The sequence below is a fragment of the Pseudoxanthomonas daejeonensis genome, assembly GCF_022637495.1.
In the GTDB taxonomy this organism is placed as follows: domain Bacteria; phylum Pseudomonadota; class Gammaproteobacteria; order Xanthomonadales; family Xanthomonadaceae; genus Pseudoxanthomonas; species Pseudoxanthomonas daejeonensis.
In genome coordinates, this window is sequence record NZ_CP093331.1 from 1,596,566 (window position 1) to 1,610,772 (window position 14,207).

General features: G+C 65.2%; 9 protein-coding genes and 2 rRNA genes. 5 read left to right on the forward strand and 6 right to left on the reverse strand.

The features are described 5' to 3' along the window. Positions 1-212 precede the first annotated feature (212 nt). Positions 213-3,090, forward strand: a 23S ribosomal RNA gene (locus MNQ95_RS07210). A 146-nt stretch (positions 3,091-3,236) separates the two neighbouring features. Beyond that, positions 3,237-3,350 (forward strand): 5S ribosomal RNA (rrf, locus tag MNQ95_RS07215). A 748-nt stretch (positions 3,351-4,098) separates the two neighbouring features. On the opposite strand, the gene MNQ95_RS07220 is transcribed toward rrf, so the two are convergent. Together MNQ95_RS07220 and MNQ95_RS07225 are read right to left on the reverse strand one after the other, a co-directional pair. Beyond that, on the reverse strand, positions 4,099-5,817 hold the full coding sequence (locus tag MNQ95_RS07220) for a M28 family metallopeptidase (protein ID WP_241954239.1): 1,719 nt from the start codon (positions 5,815-5,817) through the stop codon (positions 4,099-4,101). A 51-nt stretch (positions 5,818-5,868) separates the two neighbouring features. Beyond that, a complete protein-coding gene (locus MNQ95_RS07225; RefSeq protein WP_425501336.1) occupies positions 5,869-6,534 on the reverse strand; it encodes a DUF4097 family beta strand repeat-containing protein in 666 nt (221 codons plus the stop codon). Between the two features lie 110 nt (positions 6,535-6,644). On the opposite strand from MNQ95_RS07225, the gene MNQ95_RS07230 reads away from it, so the two are divergent. Then, positions 6,645-7,922, forward strand: a complete 1,278-nt coding sequence (locus tag MNQ95_RS07230; protein WP_425605724.1) for a murein hydrolase activator EnvC family protein — start codon at positions 6,645-6,647, stop codon at positions 7,920-7,922. A 98-nt stretch (positions 7,923-8,020) separates the two neighbouring features. After that, the gene (locus MNQ95_RS07235) at positions 8,021-9,442 is read left to right on the forward strand and encodes a S41 family peptidase (protein WP_241954240.1); all 1,422 of its coding nucleotides are present in this window, start codon (positions 8,021-8,023) and stop codon (positions 9,440-9,442) included. Positions 9,443-9,502: 60 nt separating this feature from the next. Here the strand turns inward: MNQ95_RS07235 and MNQ95_RS07240 are convergent, their stop codons facing one another. Together MNQ95_RS07240 and MNQ95_RS07245 are read right to left on the reverse strand one after the other, a co-directional pair. Continuing rightward, positions 9,503-9,826: a DUF1820 family protein gene (locus MNQ95_RS07240; RefSeq protein ID WP_162410342.1), complete on the reverse strand. Its 324-nt coding sequence runs from the start codon at positions 9,824-9,826 to the stop codon at positions 9,503-9,505. A 68-nt stretch (positions 9,827-9,894) separates the two neighbouring features. Next, positions 9,895-10,587: a rhomboid family intramembrane serine protease gene (locus MNQ95_RS07245; protein WP_162410343.1), complete on the reverse strand. Its 693-nt coding sequence runs from the start codon at positions 10,585-10,587 to the stop codon at positions 9,895-9,897. A gap of 237 nt (positions 10,588-10,824) precedes the next feature. Here MNQ95_RS07245 and MNQ95_RS07250 point away from each other — a divergent pair, with 237 nt between their 5' ends. After that, entirely contained in the window at positions 10,825-12,207 is a 1,383-nt protein-coding gene (locus MNQ95_RS07250; protein WP_241954241.1) for an OmpP1/FadL family transporter, read from the forward strand. 73 nt (positions 12,208-12,280) lie between these two features. Here the strand turns inward: MNQ95_RS07250 and MNQ95_RS07255 are convergent, their stop codons facing one another. Together MNQ95_RS07255 and MNQ95_RS07260 are read right to left on the reverse strand one after the other, a co-directional pair. Continuing rightward, a complete protein-coding gene (locus MNQ95_RS07255; protein WP_241954242.1) occupies positions 12,281-13,198 on the reverse strand; it encodes an SMP-30/gluconolactonase/LRE family protein in 918 nt (305 codons plus the stop codon). Positions 13,199-13,381: 183 nt separating this feature from the next. After that, positions 13,382-14,170 carry a YgjP family zinc-dependent metalloprotease gene (locus MNQ95_RS07260; RefSeq protein WP_241954243.1) on the reverse strand — a complete coding sequence of 263 codons (789 nt, stop codon included), beginning with the start codon at positions 14,168-14,170 and terminating at the stop codon, positions 13,382-13,384. Between the last annotated feature and the right edge of the window lie 37 nt (positions 14,171-14,207).

The following is a 14,207-nucleotide window of genomic DNA, read 5'->3' on the forward strand; positions in this document are numbered from 1 at the left end:
GCACACACTTTCGAATTTACGCGCCAGGCGTTGAGGCCGGCACGTGTTCTTTTATAACTTGGGATGTAGCGAGCGTTTGAGATGTCTATCTCGACGTGTCGTTGAGGCTAAGGCGGGGGCTTCGAGCCCCTAAAAATTGAGTCGAATGTTCGCGTTGGTGGCTTTGTACCCCACCAGCACGTCAGTAACTCCGAGGCGACTTGGGGTTATATGGTCAAGCGAATAAGCGCACACGGTGGATGCCTTGGCGGTCAGAGGCGATGAAGGACGTGACAGCCTGCGAAAAGCGCGGGGGAGCTGGCAATAAGCTTTGATCCCGCGATGTCCGAATGGGGAAACCCACTGCTTCGGCAGTATCCTGCAGTGAATTCATAGCTGCTGGAAGCGAACCCGGTGAACTGAAATATCTAAGTAACCGGAGGAAAAGAAATCAACCGAGATTCCCTAAGTAGTGACGAGCGAACGGGGACTAGCCCTTAAGCTGGAATGGCTTTAGAAAAACAACCTGGAAAGGTTGGCCATAGAAGGTGATAGCCCTGTATTTAAAAGGGCCACTCCAGTGAAGACGAGTAGGGCGGGGCACGTGAAACCCTGTCTGAACATGGGGGGACCATCCTCCAAGGCTAAATACTCCTGACCGACCGATAGTGAACCAGTACCGTGAGGGAAAGGCGAAAAGAACCCCGGAGAGGGGAGTGAAATAGACCCTGAAACCGTGTGCGTACAAGCAGTAGGAGCCCGCAAGGGTGACTGCGTACCTTTTGTATAATGGGTCAGCGACTTACAGTTCGTGGCAAGCTTAACCGTATAGGGGAGGCGAAGGGAAACCGAGTCTGAATAGGGCGCATAGTCGCGGGCTGTAGACCCGAAACCGGGTGATCTAGTCATGCCCAGGGTGAAGGTGCCGTAACAGGTACTGGAGGCCCGAACCCACGTCTGTTGCAAAAGACGGGGATGAGGTGTGATTAGGAGTGAAAAGCTAATCGAACCCGGAGATAGCTGGTTCTCCTCGAAAGCTATTTAGGTAGCGCCTCATATGTATCCTCTCGGGGGTAGAGCACTGTTATGGCTAGGGGGTCATCGCGACTTACCAAACCATTGCAAACTCCGAATACCGAGACGGACTGTATGGGAGACACACGGCGGGTGCTAACGTCCGTCGTGAAAAGGGAAACAACCCAGACCCACAGCTAAGGTCCCAAATTATCGCTAAGTGGGAAACGATGTGGAAAGGCACAGACAGCCAGGAGGTTGGCTTAGAAGCAGCCACCCTTTAAAGAAAGCGTAATAGCTCACTGGTCGAGTCGGTCTGCGCGGAAGATTTAACGGGGCTAAGCGATAAACCGAAGCTTGGGGTGCATAACTTTGTTATGCGCGGTAGAGGAGCGTTCCGTAAGCCTGCGAAGGTGGATTGAGAAGTCCGCTGGAGGTATCGGAAGTGCGAATGCTGACATGAGTAACGATAATGCGGGTGAAAAGCCCGCACGCCGAAAGCCCAAGGTTTCCTTGCGCAACGTTAATCGACGCAGGGTTAGTCGGTCCCTAAGGCGAGGGCGAAAGCCGTAGTCGATGGGAAGCAGGTTAATATTCCTGCACCTCGCGTGAGTGCGATGGAGGGACGGAGAAGGTTAGGTGTACCGGGCGTTGGTTGTCCCGGGGAAAGGCGGTAGGTTTGGATCTTTGGCAAATCCGGGATCCTTTAAGACCGAGCACCGAGACGAGTCCTTTAGGACGAAGTCACTGATACCACGCTTCCAGGAAAAGCTCCTAAGCTTCAGCTCACGCAGACCGTACCGTAAACCGACACAGGTGGGTAGGATGAGAATTCTCAGGCGCTTGAGAGAACTCGGGTGAAGGAACTAGGCAACATGGCACCGTAACTTCGGGAGAAGGTGCACCCTCTTTGGTGGCCCATGCGGGCTATAGCTGAGGAGGGTCGCAGAAACCAGGCCGCTGCGACTGTTTATCAAAAACACAGCACTCTGCAAACACGAAAGTGGACGTATAGGGTGTGACGCCTGCCCGGTGCTGGAAGGTTAATTGATGGGGTCAGCCGCAAGGCGAAGCTCTTGATCGAAGCCCCAGTAAACGGCGGCCGTAACTATAACGGTCCTAAGGTAGCGAAATTCCTTGTCGGGTAAGTTCCGACCTGCACGAATGGCGTAACGACAGCGGCGCTGTCTCCACCCGAGACTCAGTGAAATTGAAATCGCTGTGAAGATGCAGCGTTCCCGTGGCAAGACGGAAAGACCCCGTGAACCTTTACTATAGCTTTACACTGAACGTTGAGTTCGTCTGTGTAGGATAGGTGGGAGGCTATGAAACCGAGGCGCTAGCTTCGGTGGAGCCATCCTTGAAATACCACCCTGATGTGCTTGACGTTCTAACCTAGACCCGTAATCCGGGTCGGGGACCGTGTATGGTGGGTAGTTTGACTGGGGCGGTCTCCTCCTAAAGAGTAACGGAGGAGCTCGAAGGTACGCTCAGCGCGGTCGGACATCGCGCACTGTGTGCAAAGGCATAAGCGTGCTTGACTGCAAGATCGACGGATCAAGCAGGTAGGAAACTAGGACTTAGTGATCCGGTGGTTCTGTATGGAAGGGCCATCGCTCAACGGATAAAAGGTACTCCGGGGATAACAGGCTGATACCGCCCAAGAGTTCATATCGACGGCGGTGTTTGGCACCTCGATGTCGGCTCATCACATCCTGGGGCTGTAGTCGGTCCCAAGGGTATGGCTGTTCGCCATTTAAAGTGGTACGCGAGCTGGGTTCAGAACGTCGTGAGACAGTTCGGTCCCTATCTGCCATGGGCGTTGGAGATTTGAGAGGGGCTGCTCCTAGTACGAGAGGACCGGAGTGGACGAACCCCTGGTGTTCCGGTTGTCACGCCAGTGGCATTGCCGGGTAGCTACGTTCGGAAGCGATAACCGCTGAAAGCATCTAAGCGGGAAGCGCGCCTCAAGATGAGATCTCCCGGGACACAAGTCCCCTAAAGGAACCATCAAGACTAGGTGGTTGATAGGTCAGGTGTGTAAGCGCAGCAATGCGTTGAGCTAACTGATACTAATGATCCGTGTGGCTTGACCATATAACCTCAAGTGGCCTTGGACTCGACGAACACGTCGATAGTCATCGAGCCGCTCACTACATCCCAAGTACTTATGCGAGACGGTGCGGTATGCACGGTCGGTCCTTTACGGGCGATCATGTTCACCAGCACGCTCCAACCGTCTCCCTGATGAAATTAGCGTTGTGGAACCACCCGATCCCATCCCGAACTCGGAAGTGAAACGCAACAGCGCCGATGGTAGTGTGGGCTTCCCATGCGAGAGTAGGTCATCGTCAGGGTTTTATCCCGAAACCCCCAGCCGCAAGGCTGGGGGTTTCTTCTTTTTCCGATTCAACGATCGTGCGGAGTCGTGAACGGCCGTTGCCTCCCGATAGGGAGTCTTGAAAGGGGCGACGTGGGCGCGCCTGCAAACGACCCCGGCACCGGACGCAGCTGGTGTCGCGCAAGGCGGGAATCGTTGAACGGGACAGTCAACGGGTGCCCCGGATCGGCGCCGCGGATCTGGCCGGTAAGCCCGAGTCCATCGGATAGGTTGACGGCGAGCTGCCGGTTGGTCGTGAAGATGGCTGCCCCTCGGATCTCCGACCGGCATTCTTGGTGAGCGGAGCCTGTCCCTCTTGCCCGACCGGAGAGCTTTCAGGCGGGCAGGGCTGCGCTGCCCTGTGCCCTGATTGCCTAGCGTGTTTGCACAATTGCACGCGCACCCCAGTTGGGCTGCCTGGACGGCAGGCCATATCGCAATGCGAACTTCAGGGTCATGCCTCGGCGAGAGAGCTCTGGTCGTGGCCAGCGCGAGATCGATTCCGTCGATCCGAGTTCGCTCAGCGCGCATATCAACTGCCGATGGCTGTGGCACCTTGGATTACCCGTTCCCGCAACGGCACGAAACATGGTTCTTTCGTGGCAAGGGCTAGCTATTGCACGTAACGGGACATACTCGGTCAGCCCGGTCGACGCACAAAAAAGGGCCGGCGCGACAGCGACCGGCCCTTCGTTCGTTTCTGGGCGCCCAATGCGCCTGAGCTATTACTCGGTGCTGCCGGCCTGCTTGCCAGTCATCATCGTGTCGCGTGCCGCCTTGAACGGATTGCCTGCATACCAGTTCGGCCAGCGGTCGCCGGCGGCAAGGTCGCGACCAACGCCATAAAGCGCGTCCAGGTCCTCGACGACTCCGTCGTAGCGCCAGCCTTCATGAACCTCGTCGCTGGGCTGGTGGTAACGCTTGGCGTAGTCGGCGCTGGCGGCCTTGCCGGCCTCGGTACCACCCTCGACCAGATCGCTGCCGCCCTTGGCATACAACGCGGGAACGCCGGCCTTGGCGAAATTGAAGTGGTCGCTGCGGAAGTAGTAGCCCGCGGCGGTATTGCCCTCCTGGACTAGGACCCGTTCTTGTTGGTCGGCGTAGGTCTTCAGCATGTCCTCCAGCTCCGAATTGCCCTTGCCGGTGACGACGAAGTCGCGCGATCGGCCAGCCACCGACATCGCATCGAGGTTGACCACGCCAGCGATCTTGTCCAGCGGGAATGTCGGGTGTGCGACGTAGTACTTCGACCCGAGCAGGCCCGACTCCTCCAGCGTGACCGCCACGAACACCACGGAGCGCTCCGGCGGCTGTTCCTGCTGGGCGAAGGCTTCCGCGATCTCGAGGATGCCCGCCACGCCGGTCGCGTTGTCGATCGCGCCGTTGTAAATGGCGTCGCCTTCCTCGCCCTCGTGGTTGCCCAGATGGTCCCAATGGGCCATGTAGAGTACGGCCTCATCAGCGCGGGACTTGCCCGGCAGAACGCCGATCACGTTGCGTGAGGTCTTGTTGGCGGTGCTGCTGGCCAGGTCGACCGACAGGGTGGCGTCAAGCGGCACGGGCGTGAAACCGGCCTTGCCCGCCTTCTTGTAGGCGTCTTCCAGGTCCAGGCCGGCACCAGCGAACAGCTTGCGTGCCGCGTCTGCAGTCAGCCACCCCTGCACCGGCAGGCGCGGCTCGGGATCGTCGCTCGCCGGCAGGTCGTACTGCGCGCCGGACCACGAATTCTTGACCACATCCCAGCCGTAGCTCGCGCCGGCGTCGTCGTGCACGATCAGCGCCGCAACGGCGCCCTTGCGCGCAGCTTCCTCGAACTTGTAGGTCCAGCGGCCGTAATACGTCATCTTCTTGCCGTCGAACAGCTTCTCGTCCTGGGCGTGGAAGCCCGGATCGTTGACGAACATCACCACGGTCTTGCCGGTCCAGTCCTGGTCGGCATAGTCGTTCCATCCGCGCTCGGGCGCGTCCACGCCGTAGCCGACGAATACCATCGGACTGTCCTTGACGCTGACCTGGGCCTGGCCGGTACGCGTGCCGACCACCATGTCCGCACCGAATGCCAGCTCCACCGGCTTGCCATCGATGGTGAGCGTCAGCTTCGTTGACGGGTCGGCCGTGGTTTCCACCATCGGCACGTCCTGGAAGTAGCTGTCGCCATTGCCCGGCTGCAGGCCGATGCGCTGCATCTGCGCCCGGATGTATTCGATGGTGCGCTCTTCACCGACCGAGCCCGGGCCACGGCCCTCGAACTCGTCCGAGGCCAGGGTCTTCACCATTTCGGCGAAGTCGTCCGCCTCGATCGTGGACTTGAATGCATGGGTGCTGGCGGGCGCAGTAGCCGCGGCGGCGTCCGGCGTGGGCGCCGGGGCGGGGGTGTCGGCCTGTTTGCAGCCGGCCAGCGCCAGGGCGCCGGCGGCGAGGCCGATCAGGACTTTACGGGACATCGGGACTCCGAAGGGACAGCGGAACCCCGATTCTAGCCAAGCCGCGCCGGCTCAGTCCTGCGGCGCGGTCTCGGTTTCGAAGCTCACCGGTTCGGCTCCGGTCACCGGACCGGTCCGGGCAGTCTTGTGCACGTACAGGCTGACCTCGCGGCGGAACTCGAGCGGTCCGTCGACAACGGCGTTCGGGCCGATCACCACCCGCGGCTTGCGCTTGGGCGTGCCCTGGAACCAGCTGCGGTTGCGCTCGATGGTGATGCCGCCGCGCACGTGGGAACCGATGCCCACGGTGATGTCGCCATTGACCGTTTCCAGGTTCTGGACCACTTCGGTCTGGACCAGGCCGATTGCGCCGTTCACGGTCTCGATGCCGCCATCCACCTTGCCGCCCTGGTCGACGAATACGCTGCCATTGACCGTCTCGATGTCGCCGGCGACCTGGACGTTGCGGCCGAGGCGGATGGCGCCGTTGACCGTTTCCAGGCTGCCGACGCGGGCGCCATTGCCGACGTGGACGCTGCCGTTTACGGTGCTGGCGTCGCCGGACTGCACGTTCTCGGCGATGTGCACGGCGCCGTTGACGGTCTCCAGGTCGCCGTAATTGCCGCCGGCGCTCGTTTCGATGCTGCCGTTGACCTTGCTGATGTCGTCCTGCGCCATGGCGGGCAACGAACAGGCCACGGCAAGGGCGAAGGCGACGCGGGTGATGAGGCGGGTCATATGGGATGCCTGTGATACGGGACCTGACCAGCATACGACCACCCTTGGCTACAATCCGCCACTGTCTGAAGTCACTGGGATGTCCGGGCGTGCGCCATCGCCGCAAGCAGATGCTGTCCTGGCTCTTCGCCGGCGGGTCGCCCCGTGTCGCGGTCCGGCTGGCCATGCTCCTCGGGTTGGCGTGGATGTCCGGGCCGGTCGTCGTTCCGTTCGCCGTCCAGGCCCAGTCGCAGAAGGCGACCGAGCAGGAGCTGCGCAAGACGCGCACCGAGTTGCAGCAGATCGCCCGCGAACGCCGCCGGCTGGAAGGACAGCGCGGCGAGGCCGCCCAGCGATTGCGCCGGGCGGACGAACAACTGGGTCGCTCCGGCCGCGCACTGGCCGAGACCGAGGCGGCACTGGCGCGCGAACGCGATGCGCTGACCGCCCTGCAGCAGCGCCGCAAAGCGATGCAGCTCGACCTCGGGCAGCGTCGCGCGCACCTGGCCACGCTGCTGCGCAGCGCCTACATGAGCGGTGCCCAGGCGCCCTTGAAGATCCTGCTGGCACAGGACCGCATCGCCGACGCCCAGCGTGCGCTGGGCTACTACCGGTACGCCCAGCGCGAGCAGGTACGCCAGGTGGCCGAGCTGTCCGGGGCGCTGGAAGCGCTGGTGGCGACGGAGACGGAAATCGAAGCGCGCACCGCGGAACTGCAGGCGCTGCAGGCTGAGCAGAAGCAGCAGTTGGCCACCCTCAAACGCGACCGCGGCTCACGAGCCGAAGTCGTGGCCGACCTCGATCACCGCTATGAGGATCGCCAGCAGCGCGAGCAGGCGCTGGGACGCGACGTGAAATCGCTGGAGCGCCTGCTCGCCAACCTGCGGGCAACCGCTGCGAAGGCCGAGGCCGAGCGCCGTGCCGCCGCCAGGCGCGAAGCGCAGAGCGCGCAACAGGGCGCAAACGGTCGCACGGCTGCGCCGGGCAAGGTGCCGCCCCGGGTGGCATCGACGACGCCACCTCCGAAAGTAGGCGGGCTGGGCTGGCCGGCGACTGGCGAGTTGCTGGCGCGCTATGGCGGTCGCCTGCCCGACGGAAGGACCAGCAGCGGCGTACTGATCGGCGCGTCGGCCGGCAGTCCGGTCACCGCGGTGGCCGATGGCACCGTGGTGTTTTCCGAGTGGATGACCGGTTACGGGCTGATCCTGATCGTCGACCACGGCAACGGCTACATGAGCCTGTACGCGCACAACGAGTCGCTGCTGCGCGATGCCGGGGACAGGGTGCGCCGGGGCGACGCGGTGGCCAAGGTCGGCAGCTCCGGGGGCCACGGCCGTGCGGCGCTTTACTTCGAATTGCGCCGTAACGGCCAGCCGGTGGATCCGGCGTCGTGGCTGCAACGTCGCTGAATGCCGGCAGCGAAAGTCCGATGGAAGTTCAAGCGGCATTGGGCCGGGCTTGACGCATAATCGGTTCAACGCGCGCCTGGCGCGTCCCGGAGCCCCGCATGCGTCGTCCCTCCCTGCTCCTGCTGCTGGCCCTGTGGCCGGCTGCGCACGTCGCCGCCCAGCAACCTGCACCGGGCGGACCGGAAGCGAAGGAAGCAGCCGGGCAAGCGGCACCCGTGGAAGAAGCGGCGCCGGAAGACATCCCGAATCAGGATGCGCCGGTGGCGGCCAGCGACGATCCCGATGCCGCCGATGACCGCGCCACCGCGGCTTCCAGGGTGCCGCTGGCCGAAATCCGCCGCTACGTGGCGGTCTACAACGCCGTCAAGGACGCTTACGTCGATCCGGTCGACGACCGCGCGTTGATGCAGTCGGCGATCGCCGGCCTGTTGCTGGACCTGGATCCGCACAGCGCGTACCTGGACAAGAGCGAGAGCGAATCCTTCGACGAGCAGACCAGTGGCGCCTACGACGGCATCGGCGTGGAGCTGCAGCAGGAGCCGGACAACACGCTGAAGGTGGTCGCGCCGATCGACGACACCCCGGCCGCGCGCGCTGGCCTGCTGTCGGGCGACATCATCATCGCGATCGATGGAAAGCCCATCGCCCAGGTCGAAGCGATGGAACCGCTGCGCGGCGTGCCGGGCAGCAAGGTCACCATCACGGTGGTGCGCGAGGGGCGCGACAAGCCGTTCGACGTGACCCTCGTGCGCGAGACCATCAAGATCACCAGCGTGCGCAGCCGCATGCTCGAGCCCGGTTATGGCTACGTACGCATCAGCACCTTCCAGGCCGATACGGGCGCCGATTTCCAGACCCATCTCGACAAGCTGCAGGCGCAGGCCGGCGGCCGCCTGCGCGGACTGGTGCTGGACCTGCGCAGCAATCCGGGCGGCCTGCTGACCGCCGCGGTGCAGGTGGCCGACGACCTGCTCGACAAAGGCGGGATCGTCAGCACGCGCGGCCGGATTCCGATCAGCGACACGCGGTTCGACGCTACGCCGGGCGACCGCATGAAGGGCGCGCCGGTGGTGGTGCTGGTGGATGCCGGTTCGGCCAGCGCGGCCGAAGTGCTCGCCGGCGCTTTGCGCGACAACAATCGCGCCCGCGTGATCGGCAGTCGCACCTTCGGCAAGGGCTCGGTGCAGACCGTGCTGCCGCTGGACAATGGGGACTCGGTCAAGCTGACCACCGCGCGCTATTACACGCCCAGTGGGCGCTCCATCCAGGCCAGCGGCATCGTCCCGGACAAGGAGCTCACGCCGGACCCGGCCCTGATCGGCGCCGACGTGGTGCCGCCCAGCCTGGCGGAGATCAGCGAGGCGACGTTGCCGGGCCACCTGCGCGGCGATGACGAGGGTGCCGAGGGTTACAAGGCCGGCCAGCCGTTGCCCGGCGACAAGCCGATCGCCGCCGCCCTGGTCGAGCTGAAGACGCTCGTCAGCCAGGCATCCGGCACCAAGGCCGTGCAGGCGCGCTGAGTTGGAACGTCCGCGCCTGCCGGCGCGGGCCCGACGTACTCGATATCCGGCGGGCAGGCTTCAGCGCGGCGGCTTGGACGGCATCGGGAACGGCGTGACCACTTTTTCGCCGGTGGCCGCATCGCGGATCGCCGACTGGCCTTTGCGCTCCACTTCCTCGACGCGGACGATGCTCTGCATCGGCAGGTGCAGGACGCGGGTGGTGCCGAATTCGTCGCGCAGGCGCTCTTCGGTCGGATCGACCACCAGGCCCTCGTGCACGTCGAACACCAGTTCGCCCACCTCGGTGAATCCCCACAGCGAGCTTCCGGCCACGTGCCGCGCATAGAGCTCGTACACCTTGCCGTGGTTGAGGAAAGTCACCTTGTAGAGCAGCTTGGCCATCGGTCTGCGGATCGTCGTGCGGGAGGAGAAGATGGGGCGGACCCGGCCCCGATCCAAGGGCGAAGGGATCAGTAGCCGCGTTGCCGTCGCAGCCGCCGCGCGATGCCGGCCCGTACCACCAGCGCGAACACCACGCCGAAGAGGAACCCGGCCACGTGCGCGGCCCAGGCCACCGCGCCGAACGCCGGGCCGATGTAGGCGAACAGCACCTGCAGCGCCGCCCAGATGCCGATCAGCAGGAATGCCGGCGCGCGCACGAACTCCAGGAACAGGCCCAGGGGCAGGACCACGCCCAGGCGCGCCCCGGGGAACAGGGCCAGATAGGCGCCGATCACGGCCGAGACCGCGCCGCTGGCGCCGATCACCACCCGGTCCGGGTTGTCGATCGCCAGCACGGCGGCCAGGTTGGCCACCGCTCCGCCACACAGGAACAGCAGCAGGAACCGCCACGGCCCCATCGTCCGCTCCGCCGGCAGGCCGAAGATCAGCAGGAACACGAGGTTGCCCAGCAGGTGCGCCCAGTCCGCATGCAGGAACAGGGCGGTGAACAGGCGCAGCACGCTGCCGTCGCGCAGGGCGGCCAGCCAGGCGTCACCGCCTCCCAGGCCCCTTCCCAGCGCCCCCCAGGCCAGCCACAGGCTGTGCCGGGCCTCATCCGGGCGGCCCAGCGACCACAGGAAAGCCAACCACAGCGCGGCAAACAGCAGCGGCGTGGCCCAGCGCACTGAAGCCTTCTGGCGCGAGGGCAAGGACACGAACATGGCCGCCACTATCGCCCAGGCCAGGGCCGGGCGTCTGCACCCACCCGGCCAGGCGGGCCGGCCACCGGCGCGGGGCGTGACTTTCGTCGTTATTGTCTGGTTAAACGCAAGGCGTATACTCCAATACGGCGTCGTATGTCGGGAGGGGACTCCGACGGATGCGGGCAACCCCGGGAGGGGGTCGTCTGCGGGCGCGCAGGTGCCACTCAACCCCCGTCATCCGGAGAGATCAGAAACATGCAAGTCCATTCCCTCACCCGCATTTCCGCGCTTGCCCTCGGCATCGCCGGCGCCCTGGCCTGTGGCCAGGTCCATGCCGCCGCGTTCCAGCTGAAGGAAAACAGCGTCAAGGCCCAGGGCCGCGCCATGGCCGGCGCCGCGTCGGCCAAGGGCGACGCCTCGGTCGTCGTCAACAACCCGGCGATGATGTCGACCTTCGATCGCACCACCATCCAGGGCGACGTCACCGCGATCGACCTGTCCTTCGAGTTCGAAGGCAGCGGTTATGCCGCGGCCGGCACCCCCCTGCAGCAGCCGCTGAACGGTGGCGACGGCGGCGACGCCGGTGGCGTCTCGCCGGTCCCGGCGATGTCGTTCATCCTGCCGCTGGAAGGCAGCTTCGAGTACCTGACCCTGGGCGCCATGGTCAGCGCGCCGTTCGGCCTGAAGACCGAATACGACGACGGCTGGAAGGGCCGTTACCACGCGCTGAACTCGGACGTGAAGATCATCGACCTGACCCTGGCCATGTCGCTGGATCTGGGCGACCACTTCTCGGCCGGCCTCGGTGCGGTCATCGAGCGCTCCGACGTCACCCTGTCCAACGCGATCGACTTCGGCACCGCGCTGTGCGGCAACGCCGCCACGCAGGCGCTGTGCTTCATGCCGAACCCGATCACCGGTCCGTTCGGCCCGCAGAAGAACGACGGTTCGGTCGAGGTGCACGGCACCGACACCAGCCTGGGCTTCATCGCCGGCCTGAGCTGGCGTCCGACCGACAACGTGTCCATCGGCTACTCGTATCGCTCGGAAGTCGACCACTCCCTGACCGGCGACGCCGACTTCACCGTGCCGACCAACGTCGCCACCATCCTGGCCTCCACCGGCCAGTACGTGGACACCGGCGCGCTGGCCGAGCTGACCACCCCGGCCGTGCACACCCTCAGCGGCACCTGGTACGCCACCGAGAAGTTCGCCCTGATGGGTGAGGTGTCGCGCACCGGCTGGAGCTCGCTGCGCGAGATCCGCATCCAGTTCGACAACCCGCGCCAGGCCGACTCGGCCGAGGACTACAGCTGGGGCGACAGCTGGTTCTACAGCGTCGGCGGCGAGTACCTGCTCAGCGACGCGTTCACCCTGCGTGCCGGCATCGCCCGCGACGACTCCCCGGTCAGCTATCCGCACCGCACCCCGCGCATGCCCGACCAGGATCGCATGTGGTACTCGGTCGGCCTGACCTGGGCGGCCAGCGAGAACTTCTCGCTCGACGCCAGCTACGCGCGCATCGACCTGGTCGATACGCCCGAGGTCAACATCCTGTCCTCGAGCCGTTCGCGCCTGACCGGTTCCTACGACGGCGGTGCCAACCTGTTCGGCGTCTCGGCGCAGTACCGGTTCTGATCGCCTGACGGCGAAGCGCTACGAGAGGCCCCGCTCCGGCGGGGCCTTTTTTTTGGGCGCCCGGGATCCCGGATCAGTACGGCAGGCCAGCCACGCCCAGGTCGATCGACCACACCGCGCCGGCCCCGGTGAGGTACAGCGTGCGTCCCTGCGGGCCGCCAAATGCGGCGTTGGTGAGGTTGGCATCGACCGCGATGGTCGCCAGCTCCTGGCCCTGCGGAGAAATGACCCGCACGCGTCGCAAGGTGTGCTCGGTCAGGTAGATGTTGCCCAGGCAGTCCACCGCCAGCCCGTCCGGAACCGTGGTGGCCACCAGATCGCGGCCGGCCTGCGCCTGGCCGTCGACCAGCGCATAGGCGCGCAGCACGCCTTGTTCGCCGCCGCCGGCCACGTACAGCGTGCCGCCGTCGGGCGACAGGGCGATGCCGTTCGGATTGGCGATGCTGTCATCGACCACGCCGACGTTGCCGTCGGTCCCCACGCGGTAGACGCGGGTCTTGTCCTGGCCTCCAGGCGCGGCCGCGCGCTGGAAATCCGGGTCGGTGAACCACAGCGTGCCATCGCGGCCGATCACCAGGTCATTGGGTGAATTGAACGGCTGCCCCTGGTACTCGCCGACGATGCGCATGCGCGAGCCGTCGATCAGGTCGAAGCGCGAGATCTCCTTGCGGTCGTGGGTCGCGGCGACGAGCGCACCGTCTTCGCCCAGCGCCAGTCCGTTGCTGCCGCTGGGATCGATCACCGTCTCCAGGCCGCCCTGCGCGGTCAGCTTGCGGATGCGCGAAGGAAAGCCATCGGAGAAACGGAAATCGGAGAAGTACAGGGCCCCGTCGCGCCAGACCGGGCCTTCGTAGAGGCCGGCCGCGCCATCCCCGTCGGCGGCCGTGATGCGGGTCGCAGTGAGGGCACCAGTGGGTGGTGCGCCCGCATCGGCCGGACACGAGGGGTGTCCGCTGCCCGCGGCATCAGCAGTGGCAGGGGCTGCCGGCACGGGGGCACTGTCGGGAGTGCCTGCCTGCGTCGGCTCCGCGTCGCGTTGGCAGCCGGCCATCAAGGCGGCAACCACGGCCAAGGACAGGGCAGTACGGATCGATGCGCGCATTCGGGGCTTCCGGTCGGGACTGGGCCCATCCTAGCGCGGGCATCACGTAATGCCCGCAGCCGGCGCCTGCCGTCAGGTGGAGAGCAGCGAGCGCAGGCTGGCCTTGAGCTGGCGCCCTTCGGCGTGGAAGTAGGTCTTCTCCTCTCGCCAGCGGGGGAAGCGGGCTTCCACTTCACGCCAGAACGCAGGCGAATGGTTCGCCTGCAGCAGATGGCACAACTCGTGGACCAGCACGTATTCGAAGGCCGAGGGCCGCGCCAGCACCAGGGCCAGGTCCAGCGCCAGGGTGCCATCCGGAGCCAGCGAACCCCACTGCGAAGACATCACCTTCAACCGCAGCTGGCGCGGTGTACGCGGCAGGCCCGGCAGGTAGGCGGGCAGCCAGCGGCCGATGTCGGCGCGGGCTTCGGCTTCGTAGAACGCGCGAAGCGCGCGTCGCAGGGCGGCATCCGATGCCCGCGCCGGGCGCTGCACATGGATGCCCGCGTCGTCGCGGGCGATGCGGATGTAGCGGCCGGCGTGCCATGACAGCGGTACCTGCTCGCCGCGCAACGGCAGTTGCGAGGTGTGTCCCGGCGCCAGCGCGGTCGCTGCCGCATCCGGTGGCTGGTGGCGCTCCAGCTGGGTGGCCAGCCAGTCGCGGTGTTCATGCAGGAATCGGTCCCCCGAGACCATGCTGGCGCGCACCGGAAGGGTCAGGCGCGCGCCGCGCTCGTCCACGCTGAGCTTGAGCCGGCGCGCGCGCGGATCGCGCACGCGTAGAACCTCGATGCGGCGGCCATCGTCCAGCTCGAGTTCCAGGGTGTCGCGTTGCAGGCGCTGCGGCGCGCGGGCGATCAGGCGATGGAGCAGGGAAGGCATGCGGCGATTCTAGGCCCAACGCGTCGGCCATGCCCGC

Excerpts from the sequence above, each read along its gene's own strand:
- MNQ95_RS07235 (WP_241954240.1), top strand. The coding sequence starts at position 8,021 with ATGCGTCGTCCCTCCCTGCTCCTGCTGCTGGCCCTGTGGCCGGCTGCG.
- MNQ95_RS07230 (WP_425605724.1), top strand. The coding sequence starts at position 6,645 with ATGCTGTCCTGGCTCTTCGCCGGCGGGTCGCCCCGTGTCGCGGTCCGG.
- MNQ95_RS07220 (WP_241954239.1), bottom strand. The coding sequence starts at position 5,817 with ATGTCCCGTAAAGTCCTGATCGGCCTCGCCGCCGGCGCCCTGGCGCTG.
- MNQ95_RS07240 (WP_162410342.1), bottom strand. The coding sequence starts at position 9,826 with ATGGCCAAGCTGCTCTACAAGGTGACTTTCCTCAACCACGGCAAGGTG.
- MNQ95_RS07250 (WP_241954241.1), top strand. The coding sequence starts at position 10,825 with ATGCAAGTCCATTCCCTCACCCGCATTTCCGCGCTTGCCCTCGGCATC.
- MNQ95_RS07260 (WP_241954243.1), bottom strand. The coding sequence starts at position 14,170 with ATGCCTTCCCTGCTCCATCGCCTGATCGCCCGCGCGCCGCAGCGCCTG.
- MNQ95_RS07245 (WP_162410343.1), bottom strand. The coding sequence starts at position 10,587 with ATGTTCGTGTCCTTGCCCTCGCGCCAGAAGGCTTCAGTGCGCTGGGCC.
- MNQ95_RS07225 (WP_425501336.1), bottom strand. The coding sequence starts at position 6,534 with ATGACCCGCCTCATCACCCGCGTCGCCTTCGCCCTTGCCGTGGCCTGT.